This window comes from Haemophilus sp. HMSC071C11 (assembly GCF_001837655.1).
In the GTDB taxonomy this organism is placed as follows: Bacteria; Pseudomonadota; Gammaproteobacteria; order Enterobacterales; family Pasteurellaceae; genus Haemophilus; species Haemophilus influenzae.
Genome location: NZ_KV833398.1, coordinates 121783 through 137433, shown reverse-complemented (window position 1 = coordinate 137433; position 15651 = coordinate 121783). Strand labels below are relative to the sequence as shown.

Below are 15651 nucleotides of genomic sequence, written 5' to 3'. Positions count from 1 at the left end.
GAAGAACCCCGTGTCGAAAGATATGGGGTTTTTGTTTTTTAGAAGTTTATACTTTAACAAAATAAGTTTAGATAAAGTTTATGTTTGTTAGTGAGAAAAATACGCACTAGTGATACAATCCACAAAATTTTAAGAAAGGTACCCTATGGCTCGTAAGAAAAAAACACGTCGAATTACAGATATTATGCCAATTCGCAAAGCAGATAAAAAAATAGATATAACAAAAGCACGCTCTGGTAAAAAGCTTACTCGTTATGAATTGGATGCTAAAGCTCGTGAAGATAAGAAAAAACGTAAGCATAAAGGTTTAGCTTCAGGATCTCGTCATAGTGCGGTTGAAGAAAAAGCGAATAAACTTCAAAATGAAATTAAAGATCCAAAAATTGGTAGTAAGAAAAAGATACCGTTGGTTGTTGAATTTGTTAATAAGCCTGAAAAAGGTCAAGTAATTCCTGTAATAAAACAGGTGAAAAAACAAGATCCAATGAAAGAGCTTGAAAATCTGGAAAATAATGAAATTCTTAATGAATTATTGGATGCTTTAGATGCGGGTAAAACTATTAGTAAATCAGATCAACAATTTGTAGATGAATGCTTAGATCGAATTTCTGAGTTAATGGAAGAACTTGGCATTGAAGACGAAGATGAAAGCGAAGATGATTTATACCGCACTTTCGAGCGTATGGATATTAATCAATTTAGGTAATCTATGATTTGGATATTTTTTGTCATCGCACTTTTCTTGGTAACTGGATTGACTCTATATGCAATCCGTTTATTAAAGCAGTTAAAAGTTCAAAAGGAATTGATTGCTAAAGCTAAGAATAATCGGGTTATACGATTAAAAGAGAGCATTGATATTATTGCTCGTGCAATGCAGTCTGGAGAATGTAATCTTTCTGAAGGCGTAATTCGTCTTACTATGCTATTAAGGCCTTTTGGTAAGAATTTATCATCTTATCCTGCGATGGCTAATTTATATGAAGTGGTGCGTGATATGCCTACACATGATGACCGTAAACTACTTGAGAAAAGAGAAAGAATGCGTCTGGATTTAGCTCGAGAAAGTGCAGAAGCACAGTTTGAAAAAAATATTAAACAAGAATTGTATATTTTATTAGAAGATATTAAATCTATTGAGCTAATTTAAATATTATAATTTTAAAGAAAAATGCGCTAAGTCTCTCCTAGCGCATTTTTTATGATTATTTTTAACGATTTTGTTCAAAAAATAATACCGTTGCTGCAACACGAGAATGAACATTTAATTTACGTAATAAATTACGGATATGTACTTTTACGGTTTCTTCTGAAATAAACAGTTGTGCTGCAATTTGTTTGTTTGATAAGCCAGTTGCAATTTGACGAAGTACGCCCATTTCACGATCCGTTAAGCTGTCTAACGGATTATCTTCGTGAGTACGTTCTAATAATAAATTTTTAATAGAATCACTCAGAATGACTTCGCCTTGTGCTATGCGCTTGATTTGGTCTAGCAATGTATCAGGTTCAGTATCTTTTAACAAATAACCATCTGCACCTGCATCAATTAGAGTATAAATATCATTTTTTGCATCAGACACTGTTAAAATTAAAATTCGCGCATCAACGCCTTCTGCACGTAATCCTTTGAGCGTATCTAACCCAGAAAGTCCTTTCATGTTGAGATCTAAAATGATCACATCAGGTGATGTTTGTAATGCCACAGAAATCCCTTCTGTGCCGCTGCTTACGTCAGCCACTACTTCAAAGTTATCGTCTAATTCTACAAGTTGTTTAATGCCACGACGCATTAACGGATGGTCGTCAATCAATAAAACTTTTAGCTTATCTTGCATAATTTCTCCTTTAGTGGTTAGAAGTCCACTTTAAAAAGCATGACATTTTATAAAGAATTCAATTCTATGCCAATCTAGAATAGAAAAAAATTTGATTTATATCACAAACTTACTATTTGAGGTAGGTTTATTGATGGATAAAAATAGAAAAAGTGCGGTAGAAAAATAGATAATTTTTTACCGCTCTTTTTTAAGATAAGAAATATTAAATGGTCGATTCTAATGCCCAAAGTTCCTGTAAGGTTTCTCGACGACGAATTAGATAGGATTGATCGCCATCTACTAAAACTTCTGCAGTGCGGGCTCTTGAATTATAGTTTGATGACATACTTGCTCCATAGGCACCAGCAGAACATTGAGCAATATAATCCCCTTCAGCAATTGAAAGTTCCCGTTGTTTGCCTAAGAAATCAGACGTTTCGCAAACAGGCCCTACAACATCATAAATGGCTTTTTCTCTTTCTAAAGTGCGGTCAATTTCGACGATGTTCATGTAAGCCTCATACAATGCTGGTCGGATCATATCGTTCATTCCTGTATCGGTAATGGCGAAATTACGGCTTTCATTACTTTTTAAGTATTGTACTTTTGCTACTAGAATTCCTGCATTTGCAGAAATTGCTCTGCCGGGTTCAAGAATAATTTCAAGTTCGGGATAATTTTTTAGTTTTTCTAATAACGCATTTGCGTAATCGCTTGGATGCGGTGGTGTTTCATCCGTATAAGTCACGCCTAAACCACCGCCCAGATCGAGATGTTTTAATGTAATTCCATCTTCTTTTAATTGTTCCATTAGGACAATTAATCGATCTGTTGCATCTAAGAATGGTTGTAATTCGGTGAGCTGTGAGCCTATGTGGCAATCCATCCCTGTTATTTTTATGTTTGGTAGCGTTGAGGCTAATTTATATACCTCTCGAGCTTCATTTACGCTTACACCAAATTTATTTTCTTTTAATCCTGTTGAAATATAAGGGTGTGTATGAGCATCAACATCTGGATTTACACGTAAAGAAATAGGTGCGATTTTACCCATTTCTCCCGCGATTTGGTTAATGTGCTTGAGCTCAGAAACTGATTCCACATTAAAGCAACGGATTCCAACTTCTAATGCGCGCATAATTTCTTCTCGAGATTTCGCAACGCCAGAAAAGACTACTTTTGACGCATCGCCACCTGCTGCCAGTACACGCTCAAGTTCGCCTTGTGAGACAATATCGAAACCTGAACCAAGTTTTGCTATAATATTTAACACGCCAATATTTGAGCAAGATTTCACGGCAAAGCAAATTAAGTGAGGACGCTTACCGAAAGCTGAGTCAAAAGCGTGCCAATGACGTTCTAGTGTCGCGCGAGAATATACATAAAGAGGTGTACCGAATTGTTCAGCAAGTTGTTGAACTGGCATATCTTCGGCATAAAGTTTGTTATGTTTATATTGGAAGAAATTCATGTTGTGTGCCTGTTTTAGTTATTTTGGGAATGATATTGGATAATAGATTATTGAGTTTGTTGAGCTTGATCTTTTTCAGGAAAATATAAAGAACCTTTTACGCCGCATCCTGTTGTCACAATGCAAATTGCACTAAGCACTAAAATTGATAGTAGTTTTTTCATTTTTCTCTCTCTCACTTATCGGTAAATCCGCCTTTCACAAGCTTGAGAAAGGCTTTATAATTTGCCACATTTTATCAGATTTAAACAGGAACATTTTATGAATATTGCAGAATTTCACCAAAATATTGAACAAGTTTGGCAAAAAATTGAAGAAGAATTGGAAAACCAAGGTGCAGATGTAGATTGTGAAACGCAAGGTTCAGTATTTACAATCACCTTTGATAATCGCACACAAATAGTGATTAACAAGCAAGAACCGCTGCTTGAGCTTTGGATTGCAAGTAAATTAGGCGGTTTCCATTTTGCTTTTAAAAATGGCGACTGGGTTTCTAATGACGGACAACGTTTTTGGGATTGTTTCGTTGAAGCCTGTGCTGCACATGGCGAGAACGTGCAGTTCTAAAATGCTGGATTCTCCTTTACCATCAAAAATAATAGAAAAACCGACCGCACTTTCTGTTTTGAAATCGGTTTTCGGTTATCAATCTTTCCGTAAAGGGCAGGAAGAAGTTATTAATGCTGCTTTAAATGGACAAGATGCGTTGGTGGTAATGGCAACGGGGAATGGCAAATCGCTTTGTTACCAAATTCCCGCACTTTGTTTTGATGGTTTAACTTTAGTGATTTCTCCGCTGATTTCCTTGATGAAAGATCAAGTGGATCAGCTGCAAGCTAATGGAATTGAGGCGGATTTTCTTAATTCTAGTCAGACTTTAGAACAGCAGCAACAAGTACAAAATAAGCTTATTTCTGGGCAACTTAAACTACTTTATGTGTCGCCAGAAAAAGTGATGACGAACAGTTTCTTTCAACTTATTTCTTATAGCAAAGTCTGCTTTATTGCGATTGATGAAGCACATTGTATTTCTCAATGGGGGCATGACTTTCGCCCTGAATATACCCAGCTTGGCGGTTTAAAAGCCAGTTTCCCTGATGCGCCGATTATGGCACTTACGGCAACGGCAGATTATGCGACTCAAAAAGATATTCTGCGGCATCTTAATCTGAAAAATCTGCACAAATATATTGGTAGTTTTGATCGACCAAATATTCGTTATACCTTGGAAGAAAAATACAAACCTATGGAGCAACTGACACGTTTTGTGTTGGCTCAAAAGGGTAAGAGTGGGATTATTTATTGCAACAGCAGAAATAAGGTTGAGCGAATTGCGGAAAGTTTACGCAATAAAGGTGTCTCTGCTGCTGCTTACCACGCAGGAATGGAAACGGCAATTCGTGAACGTGTGCAACAGGATTTTCAGCGTGATAATGTTCAAGTAGTAGTCGCAACCATTGCTTTTGGAATGGGGATTAATAAATCCAATGTGCGCTTTGTTGCCCATTTTGATTTACCACGTAGCATTGAATCTTACTATCAAGAAACAGGTCGAGCAGGACGTGATGATTTGCCTGCCGAGGCGGTTTTGTTTTATGAACCAGCTGATTACGCTTGGTTACAAAAAATTCTCTTCGAAAAACCAGAAACGCCACAGCGTCAGATTGAGCAGCATAAATTAGAAGCTATTGGGGAATTTGCGGAAAGCCAGACTTGTCGCCGTTTAGTTCTTCTCAATTATTTTGGCGAGCATCGACAAACACCATGTAATAACTGTGATATTTGCCTTGATCCTCCTAAAAAATATGATGGCTTAGTCGATGCGCAAAAAGTAATGTCTACTATTTATCGAGTGGGACAATGTTTTGGTGCACATTATGTGATTGCGGTGTTGCGTGGCATGCACAATCAGAAAATTATTGAACGCCAACACCATAAACTTTCAGTATATGGCATTGGAAAAGATAAAAGCAAAGAGCATTGGCAGTCTGTTATTCGTCAGCTTATTCATTTGGGTTTTGTGCAACAGGTTATTAGTGAATTAAATCCAACGTTGCAACTTACTGAAAGTGCGAAAGTGATTTTGAAAGGCGAAGAACCGTTAGAATTGGCAATGCCTCGTATTTCTTCAATCAGTAAAATTGCCCATAATCCACAACGTCAAGGTGTTGCAAATTACGATAAGGATTTATTTGCACGCTTGCGTTTCCTACGCAAACAAATTGCCGATAAAGAAAATATTCCGCCGTACATTGTCTTTAATGATGCGACGTTGCAAGAAATGGCACAATATATGCCGACAAGCAATATTGAAATGTTGCAAATTAATGGCGTGGGCTCTATCAAATTAGAGCGGTTTGGGCAGCCGTTTATGGCATTGATTCAAGAACATAAGGCAATTTTGGCGAATGCGCAAAATAATGACTAAGTGTTAAAAGTGCGGTTAAAAATGACCGCACTTTTTGTTATACTTGCGCCAATTTTTTCAGTTCTTAGAATTTAAGGTTAAACAATGCGTACAAGTCAATATTTATTTTCCACCCTAAAAGAAACGCCAAATGATGCTCAGGTTGTGAGCCACCAATTAATGTTGCGTGCAGGTATGATTCGCCCAATGGCATCAGGTTTATATAACTGGTTACCGACGGGTATTCGCGTATTGAAAAAAGTGGAAAAAGTTGTTCGCGAAGAGATGAACAAAGGTGGTGCCATTGAGGTATTAATGCCAGTTGTGCAACCTGCGGAATTATGGGAAGAGTCTGGTCGTTGGGATCAATATGGCCCTGAATTGCTTCGTTTTGAAGACCGTGGAAACCGTAACTTTGTACTTGGGCCAACTCACGAGGAAGTGATTACAGATTTAGTCCGCCGAGAAGTTTCTTCATACAAACAGCTTCCACTTAACTTATATCAAATTCAAACGAAATTCCGTGATGAAGTGCGCCCTCGTTTTGGTGTAATGCGTTCGCGTGAATTTATTATGAAAGATGCGTATTCTTTCCACACGACACAAGAAAGTTTGCAAGCAACCTATGATGTGATGTATCAAGTATACAGTAACATTTTTAACCGTTTAGGCTTAGATTTCCGTGCGGTGCAAGCGGATACAGGTTCAATCGGGGGTTCAGCTTCTCACGAATTCCAAGTGTTAGCTTCAAGCGGGGAAGATGATGTTGTGTTCTCAACGGAATCGGATTTTGCCGCGAATATTGAGCTTGCAGAAGCAATTGCTATAGGCGAACGCCAAGCTCCAACCGCTGAAATGTGTTTAGTTGATACACCAAATGCGAAAACTATTGCGGAGTTGGTGGAGCAATTCAATTTACCAATCGAGAAAACCGTAAAAACTTTGATTGTGAAAGGTGCAGACGAAAATCAACCACTTGTTGCGTTGATTATTCGCGGCGACCATGAATTAAACGAAATCAAAGCACAAAAACACCCGTTAGTGGCAGATCCCCTTGAGTTTGCGGACGAAACTGAAATCAAAGCGAAAATTGGTGCGGGTGTTGGTTCTTTAGGCCCTGTGAATTTAAATATTCCAGCAATTATTGACCGCACTGTGGCGTTAATGTCTGATTTTAGTTGTGGCGCGAATATCGATGGAAAGCATTATTTCAATGTAAACTGGGTACGCGATGTAGCAATGCCTGAAGTATTTGATTTACGTAACGTAGTAGAAGGCGATCCTAGTCCAGATGGCAAAGGCACGCTTCAAATCAAACGTGGTATTGAAGTGGGGCATATTTTCCAACTGGGTAAAAAATACTCTGAAGCGATGAAAGCGACCGTTCAAGGCGAAGATGGTAAACCACTTGTGATGACGATGGGTTGCTACGGTATTGGTGTAACTCGTGTGGTGGCTTCAGCGATTGAACAGCATCATGATGATCGCGGTATCATCTGGCCATCAGACGAAATCGCCCCATTCACTGTGGCGATTGTGCCAATGAACATGCACAAATCTGAAGCCGTGCAAAAATACGCTGAAGAACTTTACCGCACTTTACAATCGCAAGGCGTAGATGTGATTTTTGATGATCGTAAAGAACGCCCAGGCGTGATGTTTGCAGACATGGAACTTATCGGTATACCGCATATGGTGGTAATCGGTGAGAAAAACCTAGACAACGGTGAAATTGAATATAAGAATCGTCGTACCGGTGAAAAAGAAATGATTAGTAAAGATAAATTGCTCAGTGTTTTAAACGAAAAGTTAGGTAATCTCTAATCAGTATTTTATTTTGTATATTGTGACAAAAGAGCGGTTAAAAATAGCCGCTCTTTTTGTTGATCTAACGTTTATATTGAACAATGTTTAATCCAAACTAAATGCTCGAATATAAGGTAGTTTTCCTTTTTCTAACATCTCTTGAATACCGCTTTGATGGTCATTGCTGCCTAACCCCCTTAATTCTAAGGTTATGCCAATGCTATTATCATAAACAATTTCATTACGTGTTTGGTTTTGGTGGTTTGTGACATTGCGTTTTACACCAACACTTGCAGCCCAACAGCAACTGTTATATTGAACGCCTAGATATTGTTCTACTGGTTTTTGTAAGGCGAGATCTTGATAATAGCGTCCTACTACAGCCCAATTATTGGCAATTTCCCAGCCTACAACTAATCCCACTTGTTGGATATCTTGTTGATAGGCGTTAGCCGATTTACCTAAGTTTTGGTCAATATATTCTTGGTTCACATATCGATAATTTAACTGAATTAAATTATTTTTTTCAGGATTATATTCTAGTGATGTATTCGCTAATGATGTTGAATTGGTATGAGTATCAAATTGATAGCTACCACGCCAATACCATTTATTACTTATTTTCCAATTAGATTCTAATGCCCAAGCAGATGATGAAGTTGGTGTTTTATTCGCAGGGTTTTCATCAATACGAGAATTACTTAAGTAATAAATTTGACCTGCAGATAAATTAAATCGTTCTTCGCCAGCAATATCATAAAAACGCGTTGTGCCACCCAAGGTAACTTGATTTGCCGATGAAATTCGATCTAAACCACTATAACGGCGATCACGGAATAGCGAATAGTAATCTTGCTGTACTAATGCTGAATCGTAACCAAATCCCAAATAATCATTATTAAGTGTTGAACCAATATTGCTTTGATTTCGGTAAGGACGATATAAATACTGCACGTGCGGTTCGAAGGTTTGTGTATACTCTTTTAAGAACGTTATATCGCGTGATAATACACTTTGTAAATCAACTTTAAATTGTGGAATAACTCGATTTACCGTTTTTTGCACGTCCTCTGCATTTTTTCCTGAACCTTTTTTCTGCTCGTAACGAGTCGCATAAAGTTTCGTTTCAATATTCAAACTGCCGTATTTATTTGACATTAAAGAATTTAGGCTAGGTTCTGCATGGAAACGCCATGCAGTTGGCATCAATTTACTGTCATTATCAAAACGAACTGCTTGTGAATGTAATTTGAAATTTAACCATCCATTCGCTAAATCATATTTGTGATAGTTGAAATCTAATTGTGGTACTGCACGGTAAGGGCCGATGTTTACAATATCATCAAAAATTTGGAACTGATGTGCAGAAAGAGAAAAATTATAATTTGGTTGATAATAAGCTATGCGAGCATATTGGTTCGCATAACCATCGGTACTGCGTCCATAAATAGAATCAAAGTCGTTGAAATAACGTTTATCGCTTACTCGGGTGTAATTAATATTTAGACGCCAATTTTGTAAAAAGCTAGAATTGTGATTCCAATAGAACAAATGACGTTTTCGATTATCACTAGCATATTCAGAGTAACGATCCTTACCTAAATATTCTCCTGCCACTTTACCTTCGCCAATGGAGGTTAAATAGCGAAATTCCCCATTTGCTTGCCAACCACGGCGAGACATATATTTCGGGGTGAAAGTAAGATCATAATTAGGAGCGATATTCCAATAAATTGGTTGTGCATACCAAAGACCATCTCGGTTAGATGTTCCCGCGCTTGGAATCAATAAACCAGAACGACGACGATCTCCAATGGGTAATTGTAAGTAAGGGGTATAAAAGACGGGAACACCATGTATTTTAAAGCGAGCATGCCACATTTCAGCATATTCTTCTTTCACGTATTGACGAATTTCTGACGCATCTACAGCCCAAGCATTGTCGCCGTGCAAACATGACGTAAAGGTTGCATTCTTCATTACACGATAATTATTATGCAGTGTTATATTATCAGCTTTACCACGTCCTTGACGACCGACAAATTCATATTCTGAATTTGTTAAATTACCATCGTGACTATCTAAATTAAACTCTGCATCTTTACCCAACATATTGATCTGATTATCTTTATAATCAAATCCATTGCGGACATAAGCCGTGCGTAAAGGTGTTGATTGGTTTCCAGATTGTTTGACCTGCACGGATTGTGCTAACAAATGGCGATTGCCTTGTTTCAAATCTACATTACCTTGATAGGTCGCATCATTTGGCTGATTAATTTCTGCGTTATCCGCTTCAATATATACAGGCAGAGAATTCACATCACCCGTCACGACTTCACCGCTAAATTTTGGCACGCCCATTAAACATTGTTCGTGCAAATCTGCCAAACTTTGTTGGCTATAAAGTGCGGTCAAAATAGCAAGTGAAATTAAAGTGTGTTTTTTATTCATCGTCTTGTTTTAATTTGTCAGAAAATTGGTCAGATTATACTGGAAAAAGTGCAAGGCTAGTAATATTTTTCAAGAAGTGATTATTAATAGAATATCCACTGGGTTATGATTAAATTTTTTGTCTATTGAACCATCAATACGCCAAGACAGCCCATATCTTCTAACATTAAATTCGATACCCCAAATAAGAATGGGAAGTTGCCAGAAGATGCTTGATCAAATTTCACTAAAATTTGAGTTTTGTTTTTTACCCAAACGGTATCTTTCCAAGCTAATTCTTCAGCTTGTAATTGATGTTCTCCTTGGCTTTCCACCACAAATTTGGCACCTTGAATAGTAAATCCAACAGGTAAACTTGCATTTAAAATCCAGCGTTCAATGGTGCCTTTACGAGCCATAACATCAACCTTGCGCGGGTCAAAACGTCTTTGATTAATTAAACCGTTTGTGACATCAATATTAAATTCTCGAGTTTGTGCAACGGCTTGTTGTAATATTGCTGGTGCATCCGTTTCGAAAGTTAGATTCGGTTGTTTGTTAAATGCGGATAGTTGTCCTTGAGCACGTAATTCAAGGACGGTGTTATTAGCGAGTTCATCGCCTGAGAACAACATATTTTTTATTTTTTCGTACAAGCTACGTTTACTTCCGCTAATGAGAGATACGTTGTCAATTTCATTCATATTAACCAGTATTTCTGCGCGTTCTCCTGGCGAGAGAACCAAAGATTTGACTGATTTCGCTTTGGGTAAGAAACTTAAATCTTGTGCAATAAGTAGCATTTCTTGATCATTATCCAAGCGTAAATCATAAGCACGCGCTAATGAGGCATTGAGCAAACGTAAACGAATCCAACCCCGTGCAACATCTAAATATGGTGCTTCAATACCATTCACTAATAAGCGATTGCCTACAAAGTGCGGTTGATTTTGTTTGAATAATTGGAGACCATCATTGTTAAATTCCATATCTTGTAAAATCAATGGAATATCATCTACGCCGTATTTATTGGGAAGATTAGCTTTTAGGCTTTGCTCATCTTCAATTAACCACATTCCAGCTAAGCCACGATAGGTTTGATAGGCTGAGTTGGCTAATGTCGCGGAACGATACCAGCAGCTTGCTGCAGGTTGTTCAATAGGCACGATGGGTGCCCAAGATTCGCCTTTTTTGAGAACTCGAGCTGCCCCGCCAAACAGTTCGCCTGATGCTTGTAAACCTTGAATAGACAAGGCAACGGATTGTGGCAAATTGTTATGATAATTAAGTTTGGCAAAGCTACCTGATTTGATTTTAATGGTTGGGCCAAGATAATTACCGTTGAATCCCCATACCGTCACATTGTGTGAGCCATCTAACGGATAATTCGTTTCCTGCATGGTTAATACAATCGGGCGACCGCGACGAACTTCAATTAGTGGCGGCACAACTAGTTTTTCACGGCTTGCCGCTAACAATGGTGCTGGCACGGTGGAAAGTGCGGTAGAAATCGCAGCTGTTTTTAATAATTGACGGCGGGAAAGGCGTGGCATTTTAGTTTCCTTTTGCTATCTCTTCATCAAGTTCGGCAATGCGTTTTTCCATTAGATCATGACAATAAGCCGCAAGATCGCGAACATTGTCTTTGGTATAGCCTGAAACATCGATTGGATCCATTATTTCGCAAATCACTTTGCCATTATCCCAACGATTTAAATTAATTTTGTTATGCGTGCTTGAACACACCACTGGAATAATTGGTACACCTGCTGAAATCGCCGCATGGAATGCACCCGTTTTAAAGGGTAATAAACCGCGACCGCGATTGCGAGTGCCTTCTGGGAACATCCAAATTGATAAATTATCTTCATTAATTCGTCGTGCAAGCTGTGACATCGTATTATGCGCTTTTGTGCGGTTTTCTCTATCCAAGAAAATATTACCCGTTACCCAATATAAAATGCCGAAGAAGGGTATCCAAATTAAGCTTTTTTTACCCACACTTACTGTGCGAGGTTGCACCATATAAGAGATTGTTACCATATCATAATTATTTTGATGATTACCGATATAAATGGCGCGGCTAATTTGCTTCTGATCTTGAGGAATACGATGTTCTACCTTTAAGCCAAAAAGTGGATATAAGCGTCCAAACCAACGAGCAACAATGCCTACGTTGCTTGGATTTTTAAAGCGGATAAAAGAATAAATCGTACCCAGTACACAAATTAGAATACAGCAGATTAATACGAGGAAAATTCGAAGTAGTTTTAACATAAGGATGCCCTATACAAAATTTCGTTAAAGTATAGCAAATTCAATATCAATATGTGTTAATCTAAACAAAAATCGTGGAATTTTTATGAAACATAGCTATTTTATTTCTGATTTGCATTTAAGCGAAACTCAGCCAGAATTGACCGCACTTTTTGTCGATTTTATGCAGAATCTTGCCCCACAGGCTGAACGGCTTTACATTTTAGGTGATCTTTTTGATTTTTGGATTGGTGATGATGAGCAATCTGCATTGATTCAACAAGTTAAAGATTTAATTAAGTCTGTAAGTAATCAAGGTGTGCAATGTTATTTTCAGCACGGTAACCGTGATTTCTTAATTGGTGAACGTTTTGCGAAAGATACAGGTGTTCAGCTTTTACCTGATTATCAATTAATCACACTTTATGATAAAAAAATCTTACTTTGTCATGGCGATACGCTTTGTATTGATGATGAGGCTTACCAACAATTTCGCCGTAGAGTGCATCAAAAATGGCTGCAACGTTTGTTTTTGTGCTTGCCATTAAAAGTGCGGGTGATAATTGCGGAGAAAATTCGAGCAAAGAGCAATCAAGATAAACAAGCGAAATCACAGGAAATTATGGATGTAAACCAAGCCTTCACGGCAGAAAAAGTACAAGAGTTTGATGTAAATTTATTAATTCACGGACACACACACCGTGAGGCGATTCATCAACAAGAAGAATTTACCCGAATTGTATTAGGGGATTGGCGAAAAAATTACGCATCAATTTTAAAAATGGATGAAAGCGGAGAATTTGGTTTTATTAAAGATTAGAAGTGCGGTAAAGCAAAAACTCGTTATTTTACTTAATGATACTAGAATAATACTTATCCATAAAATCGTACCTAAAAGCTGGTGGATAAGCCCAACTTTTAGATACAGATAAAAGTGCGGTTAATTTTAGGATTAGTTTTCTTTCGGTAAGCGAAGCGACGCGTAAATTAATCCTCCCCACAATAAAGTAAGGGCTATGATCATCATAATAATTGCGCCAGTAGTCATTTTATTCTCCTTTAGTTTCATCAATCGTTAATTTGGTTTCGCTTTTCCATTTTAAGCGAGAAAGGAAAAATGCCACGACAAGTAAGCTAATCGACATTCCCCAACCAAAGGTATTTACAAACCAGTTTGGATAGCCTTCGTAACCTTCAGAGAAGACTTTTGCCCCTTCGCTGAAAAGCATAAATGCTAAAACACCACTCGTTAATACAATGCATAAACGCCAGAAGAAACCCACTTTGAAAGATGACGTTTCATTTAAGTGATTACCCAATAAACCGAGTTTTTCATTTGCTACAATCGCAATTAAAGACGCAAATGCTACGGCAACAATACCGAAATAGTTCACAAATTTATCGAACACATCTAACATCGGTAAGCCAGTTGTTGTACCGAATAAGATGACAGAAACTAGCATCATTGGTACACCCACGATGAATGTCACTTTTCCACGGCTAATACGAATTTTATCTTGAATTGCGGAAATAATTACTTCGATAACTGAGATGAATGAAGTCAATGCGGCAAAGGTTAATGCACCAAAGAATAACATGCCTAGCACTTCGCCAAATGGTGCTTTGTTGATGATGGTTGGGAATGCGAAAAATGCTAAACCAATTCCGCCTTTTGCTACTTCGCTAACTTCTTGACCTTGCGCTGTTGCAATAAAACCTAATGCTGCAAATACGCCGATACCTGCTAACACTTCAAAGCTACTGTTAGCAAAACCTACAACCAAGCCACTACCCGTCAAATCGGATTCTTTTTTAAGATAAGAGGCGTAAGTCACCATAATCCCAAAGCCGATTGAAAGAGAGAAGAAGATTTGCCCATAGGCGGCAATCCACACACTCGGGTTGGATAATTTTGTCCAATCTGGTGTAAATAATGCATCTAAACCTTTTGCCGCACCTGGTAAGAATAAGGAATAAATCACAAGCACCATAAACATCACGACGAGCACTGGCATTAATACGGAAGAGACCTTAGCAATTCCTTTTTGAACACCCATAGAAAGCACGCCTAAGGCAACAATCCACATCGCAATTAATGGTGCGGTTACCATACCAACAAATTCAAAGCTGATACCGTTTTTAATATCGCCCATTTTTAAAAATTCACCGATGAAGAAATCAATGGGTTTATCGCCCCACGCACCAGTGAAAGAAAAATATGTGTAGCTTGCTGCCCAGCCTAACACTACAGCGTAATATAATCCGATGATGACATTCACCATCATTTGCCACCAGCCAAACACTTCAAAGTGCGGGCTAACACGACGATAAGAAAGTGGCGCACCACCACGATGACGGTGCCCAATGGCATAATCTAGGAATAAAAGAGGAATCCCTGCGGTTAATAATGCAATAAGGTAAGGGATGATAAATGCGCCACCACCGTTTTCATAAGTGGTGTAAGGAAAACGCCAAATATTACCAAGACCAACGGCAGAACCAATTGCTGCCAGAATAAATGCGCGACGACCAGAAAAAGTCTCACGCTTTTGTGCTTTTGGAGCTGAGTGCACCATAAATTATCCTATGTAAAAAAATGAAAAGAGTTTCAATATAATGAAATCTAACAATCAGTCAATAAGCAAGCTTAAAGAGCGGTAAAAATTCACTAAATTTTTTAGGGGAAGAACAGGAATATTCAAAATAAGCCAATTTTCACCGCACTTTTTTTCGTTTTTTTCTCTCCAAGCCCTACCAATGACTCGAAATTTCGCTACAATGCTAAACTTATCCCAAAATAAAAATAACAGGAAACAAACACAATGACAGGTGCACAACTTATCATGGCGTGCTTGAAAGCACATCATGTCACGACTCTTTTCGGCTATCCCGGTGGCGCAATTATGCCAACCTACGATGCCCTTTATGACGCAGGCTTAGATCACTTACTTTGTCGTAATGAACAAGGGACTGCAATGGCTGCGATTGGCTATGCTCGCTCCACGGGAAAAGTGGGCGTCTGTATTGCAGCATCAGGCTCTGGTGCCACTAATTTAGTTATTGGATTAGGCGATGCCATGATGGACTCCATTCCAGTTGTCACTATTGAACCTTGGCGTGAACAAATCAGAAATTTCAAAGCAAAATTAGATTTCACTTATGTTGAAAATCAAGGCAATCGCCCGATTGATCCTTGGGCATTACTCAACAGCCTATCTAATCGCAAACCAAATAATGCGATAATTTGTACTGATGTGGGTCAGCATCAAATGTGGTCAGTGCAACACATTTTACGCGTAGCACGTCACTGCGGATTTACCGTTACAACAATGGAAATGACACTCATTGAAACCCAAGTGCGGTTAAAAATCACTGTAAAATCTGACCGCACTTTAGATCTATTAGTGAATCAGTTGGTTAAGCTGCCGGATGTTTTAATGGTTAATTAATCATACAAA

At 38.2% G+C, this 15651-nt stretch carries 15 protein-coding genes; 7 read left to right on the top strand and 8 right to left on the bottom strand.

Annotation, left to right across the window (positions count from 1 at the left end; translation table 11 throughout):
- Positions 1–145: 145 nt before the first annotated feature.
- Both yihI and HMPREF2644_RS01090 read left to right on the top strand, forming a co-directional pair.
- The gene (gene yihI, locus HMPREF2644_RS01095) at positions 146–706 is read left to right on the top strand and encodes a Der GTPase-activating protein YihI (protein ID WP_005648548.1); all 561 of its coding nucleotides are present in this window, start codon (positions 146–148) and stop codon (positions 704–706) included.
- A gap of 3 nt (positions 707–709) precedes the next feature.
- Positions 710–1150 carry a DUF2489 domain-containing protein gene (locus HMPREF2644_RS01090; RefSeq protein WP_005648547.1) on the top strand — a complete coding sequence of 147 codons (441 nt, stop codon included), beginning with the start codon at positions 710–712 and terminating at the stop codon, positions 1148–1150.
- 61 nt (positions 1151–1211) lie between these two features.
- Here HMPREF2644_RS01090 and HMPREF2644_RS01085 read toward each other — a convergent pair whose 3' ends face one another.
- The 3 genes from HMPREF2644_RS01085 to HMPREF2644_RS08995 form a co-directional block, all read right to left on the bottom strand.
- Positions 1212–1838, bottom strand: coding sequence for a response regulator (locus HMPREF2644_RS01085; protein WP_005648546.1), 627 nt, complete (start codon positions 1836–1838; stop codon positions 1212–1214).
- Between the two features lie 205 nt (positions 1839–2043).
- A complete protein-coding gene (gene lysA, locus HMPREF2644_RS01080; protein ID WP_070828161.1) occupies positions 2044–3291 on the bottom strand; it encodes a diaminopimelate decarboxylase in 1248 nt (415 codons plus the stop codon).
- A 47-nt stretch (positions 3292–3338) separates the two neighbouring features.
- Entirely contained in the window at positions 3339–3455 is a 117-nt protein-coding gene (locus tag HMPREF2644_RS08995; RefSeq protein WP_005652274.1) for an LPS translocon maturation chaperone LptM, read from the bottom strand.
- A gap of 97 nt (positions 3456–3552) precedes the next feature.
- On the opposite strand from HMPREF2644_RS08995, the gene cyaY reads away from it, so the two are divergent.
- The 3 genes from cyaY to proS all read left to right on the top strand — a co-directional run bounded on the left by cyaY (position 3553) and on the right by proS (position 7522).
- Positions 3553–3858 (top strand): iron donor protein CyaY, encoded by a 306-nt coding sequence (gene cyaY / locus HMPREF2644_RS01075; RefSeq protein ID WP_005655473.1) that lies wholly within the window; start codon positions 3553–3555, stop codon positions 3856–3858.
- Between the two features lies 1 nt (position 3859).
- A complete protein-coding gene (recQ, locus tag HMPREF2644_RS01070) occupies positions 3860–5719 on the top strand; it encodes a DNA helicase RecQ (protein ID WP_005689013.1) in 1860 nt (619 codons plus the stop codon).
- A gap of 84 nt (positions 5720–5803) precedes the next feature.
- Entirely contained in the window at positions 5804–7522 is a 1719-nt protein-coding gene (gene proS, locus HMPREF2644_RS01065) for a proline--tRNA ligase (RefSeq protein ID WP_050837618.1), read from the top strand.
- Positions 7523–7609: 87 nt separating this feature from the next.
- Here proS and lptD read toward each other — a convergent pair whose 3' ends face one another.
- The 3 genes from lptD to HMPREF2644_RS01050 form a co-directional block, all read right to left on the bottom strand.
- Entirely contained in the window at positions 7610–9958 is a 2349-nt protein-coding gene (lptD, locus tag HMPREF2644_RS01060) for an LPS assembly protein LptD (protein ID WP_070828160.1), read from the bottom strand.
- 122 nt (positions 9959–10080) lie between these two features.
- Positions 10081–11490 (bottom strand): multicopper oxidase domain-containing protein, encoded by a 1410-nt coding sequence (locus HMPREF2644_RS01055; protein WP_005689021.1) that lies wholly within the window; start codon positions 11488–11490, stop codon positions 10081–10083.
- Between the two features lies 1 nt (position 11491).
- A complete protein-coding gene (locus HMPREF2644_RS01050; RefSeq protein WP_005689023.1) occupies positions 11492–12214 on the bottom strand; it encodes a 1-acylglycerol-3-phosphate O-acyltransferase in 723 nt (240 codons plus the stop codon).
- A gap of 85 nt (positions 12215–12299) precedes the next feature.
- Between HMPREF2644_RS01050 and lpxH the strand changes: the two genes are divergently transcribed.
- Positions 12300–13013, top strand: a complete 714-nt coding sequence (gene lpxH, locus HMPREF2644_RS01045; protein WP_005689025.1) for a UDP-2,3-diacylglucosamine diphosphatase — start codon at positions 12300–12302, stop codon at positions 13011–13013.
- A 132-nt stretch (positions 13014–13145) separates the two neighbouring features.
- On the opposite strand, the gene HMPREF2644_RS08990 is transcribed toward lpxH, so the two are convergent.
- Positions 13146–13241: a methionine/alanine import family NSS transporter small subunit gene (locus tag HMPREF2644_RS08990; RefSeq protein ID WP_005689027.1), complete on the bottom strand. Its 96-nt coding sequence runs from the start codon at positions 13239–13241 to the stop codon at positions 13146–13148.
- A 1-nt stretch (position 13242) separates the two neighbouring features.
- Positions 13243–14769, bottom strand: a complete 1527-nt coding sequence (locus HMPREF2644_RS01040) for a sodium-dependent transporter (RefSeq protein ID WP_011272200.1) — start codon at positions 14767–14769, stop codon at positions 13243–13245.
- A gap of 246 nt (positions 14770–15015) precedes the next feature.
- On the opposite strand from HMPREF2644_RS01040, the gene HMPREF2644_RS01035 reads away from it, so the two are divergent.
- Positions 15016–15642 carry an ACT domain-containing protein gene (locus tag HMPREF2644_RS01035; protein WP_011272201.1) on the top strand — a complete coding sequence of 209 codons (627 nt, stop codon included), beginning with the start codon at positions 15016–15018 and terminating at the stop codon, positions 15640–15642.
- The last annotated feature ends 9 nt before the right edge of the window (positions 15643–15651 follow it).